The sequence below is a fragment of the Bacteroidota bacterium genome, assembly GCA_034723125.1.
Lineage (GTDB): Bacteria > Bacteroidota > Bacteroidia > CAILMK01 > JAAYUY01 > JAYEOP01.
In genome coordinates this window covers 1-2,470 of the sequence record JAYEOP010000402.1, presented here as the reverse complement: position 1 = coordinate 2,470, position 2,470 = coordinate 1, and the positions used below count along the sequence as shown (strand labels likewise).

2 protein-coding genes are annotated in these 2,470 nt (G+C 29.0%); both read left to right on the top strand.

All coding sequences use genetic code 11. From position 1 onward, the window contains the following. Positions 1 to 215: 215 nt before the first annotated feature. Complete coding sequence (locus U9R42_10760; protein ID MEA3496505.1) at positions 216 to 590, top strand: GxxExxY protein; 375 nt, start codon at positions 216 to 218, stop codon at positions 588 to 590. 368 nt (positions 591 to 958) lie between these two features. Next, on the top strand, positions 959 to 2,017 hold the full coding sequence (locus tag U9R42_10755; protein MEA3496504.1) for an OmpA family protein: 1,059 nt from the start codon (positions 959 to 961) through the stop codon (positions 2,015 to 2,017). The last annotated feature ends 453 nt before the right edge of the window (positions 2,018 to 2,470 follow it).

The following is a 2,470-nucleotide window of genomic DNA, read 5'->3' as shown; positions in this document are numbered from 1 at the left end:
ATTTTATTTTTGACAATAGATAGAAAAAACAATTGGGTAAAAAAATATTTATGTAAGAATAATAGCCACGAATACACTAATAAAAATATTCGTGCATTAGTGGCAAAAGAAAAAAAAGAATAGACGATTGTAGAGATAGAATAATGTTATGAAGAATAATAGCCACGAATACACTAATAAAAATATTCGTGCATTAGTGGCAAAAACAATAAAATATGTCAGAATTATTATATAAAAACGAAAGCTATCAGATAATAGGAAAGTGTATGGAAGTGCATAATAATCTTGGTGCAGGATTTTTAGAAATTGTTTATAAAGATGCCTTGGAGTTGGAGTTCAAAAAGGCAGAGATACCATACGAGAGAGAGAAAAAATATGAAGTAAATTACAAGGGTGTTATATTGCCTCATAAATTTTATGCCGACTTTGTGGTATTTGATAAGATTATATTGGAAGTTAAGGGGGTTACCTGTATTGCCGATGAATTTGTAGCACAAGCATTAAATTACCTTAAGGTGTCGAATAATAAGTTGGCTTTAATTGTGAATTTTGGAGAATTAAGACTGAACTCAAAAAGAATAGTATTATGAAGAATAATAGCCACTAATGCACGAATAAAGAAAATAAGCCACTAATACACGAATAAATTATTAGGTATTAGTGCATTCGTGGCAACAGAAATAAAAATATTCGTGTATTAGTGGCAAAAGAAAAAAAAGAATAGATGATTGTGGAGATAGAATAATGTTATGAAGAATAATAGCCACGAATACACTAATAAAAATATTCGTGCATTAGTGGCAAAAGAAAGGAATTGGTTAATTCAAGCGAAAGCTTTTCTTTATAAGTAATTTTGATAAATCATAAATTTTGTTAATAAATTAATTTTCTACAATTGAAATTTAACTGAAATTTGTACTTTCTTATTTTCACAAAAAATATATAACAATAGTTAATTATGAAAAATATCAGAGCAAAATATTTTATAGCTTTTGTACTTGTAACAGTTATTTTATCATCTTGTGTACCCAAAAAAAAGTTTGCTGAGCTTTCCGCTCAAAAAACCCAGTGTGAATTTCAGAATGAGCAACTCAATAATAAAAACAGAATTCTTGAGGATAATATTTCTAACAAAGAAATGAGTATAAATGATTTAGAGAAAAGTATTTCTGATTTAAAATCAGATACAGCAAGTTTTGGAAGAATGATAAGGAAAAAGGATAATGATTATCAACTTTTGAAACAATCATATAAAATGATGACTCAAAAAACCCATAAACGAATTAGTAGTAAAGAAAAAGAGATTTTGGATTTGCAAACAAATCTTTTAAAATCAAAGGCAAAAGTAAAAGAACGTGAAAAAGATCTTCTTGCTTTAGCAAAAGACCTTGACATTCAGAAGAAAAACCTTGATAAATTGAAAGATGAATATATTGATTCAAAAACTAAACTTGAAAAATCACAAGTGCTACTTAATGAAAAAGAAAAGAAACTTATTAATCTTCAAAATATTCTTAACACGCAAGATTCAACTGTAAGAGCACTTAACGATCGTGTTTCCAAAGCATTTTACGGTTACAAAGACAAAGGATTGAAAGTTGAACTAAAAAACGGAAAAGTATATGTTTCTCTTGATGAAAAATTGCTTTTTGCAACAGGAAGCACCAATGTTAATTCAGAGGGAAAAGAAGCATTAAAAAAATTGTCAAAAATTCTTGAGAAAGATACGAATATAAGTGTTTTGGTAGAAGGACATACCGATGATATTCCCTATACATCAACACAAGGAGCAATTAAGGATAACTGGGATTTAAGTGTTTTGCGAGCAACTACTGTTGTGAGAATAATTATTAAAAATGGGGATATTAATCCACAGAGAATTATACCGGCAGGAAGAGGACCTTACGTTCCAATTGAAGATAAAATGACAAAAGAAGCAAGAGCAAAAAACAGAAGAATAGAAATTATTCTAACTCCAAAGCTTAATGAGTTGTTTAAAATGATTGAGATGAATTAAGGGGTTCTACAAATATTGCATATCTTCCTTTAATGCCAAGTTGCGTAAAAAGAAGTACTTAGAGTACTTAAAGTGCCTAAAGTACTTAGAGTTATGTGTTACGAATAAAAAATGCTATTAAAATTTTAATTCCCAGCAAAGAGTTTCACAAAAGCTTTCAAATAAACCAAAAGAAGTACTTAGAGTACTTAAAGTGCCTAAAGTACTTAGAGTTATATGTTACGAATAAACAGATAAACAATTCTTCTTAGCGTTCTTTGCTTGCCCCATAAGGAAGAATGACTGTATCGGGGCGTCTTTGCGAGAAAATATAAACAAATCACCAAATAAACAAATAAACAATTCCTCAAAAGCTTTCACATTGGTATAATGATGCGATTCTACATTTTATTTGAATGAATCATGTTTTCGGGAGAAAGGATTTCGTCTAATTTTTCTTTAGACAATAAGTTC

What these genes read in the sequence shown, in the direction of transcription:
- U9R42_10755 (MEA3496504.1), top strand. Translation starts at nt 959, where the DNA reads ATGAAAAATATCAGAGCAAAATATTTTATAGCTTTTGTACTTGTAACA.
- U9R42_10760 (MEA3496505.1), top strand. Translation starts at nt 216, where the DNA reads ATGTCAGAATTATTATATAAAAACGAAAGCTATCAGATAATAGGAAAG.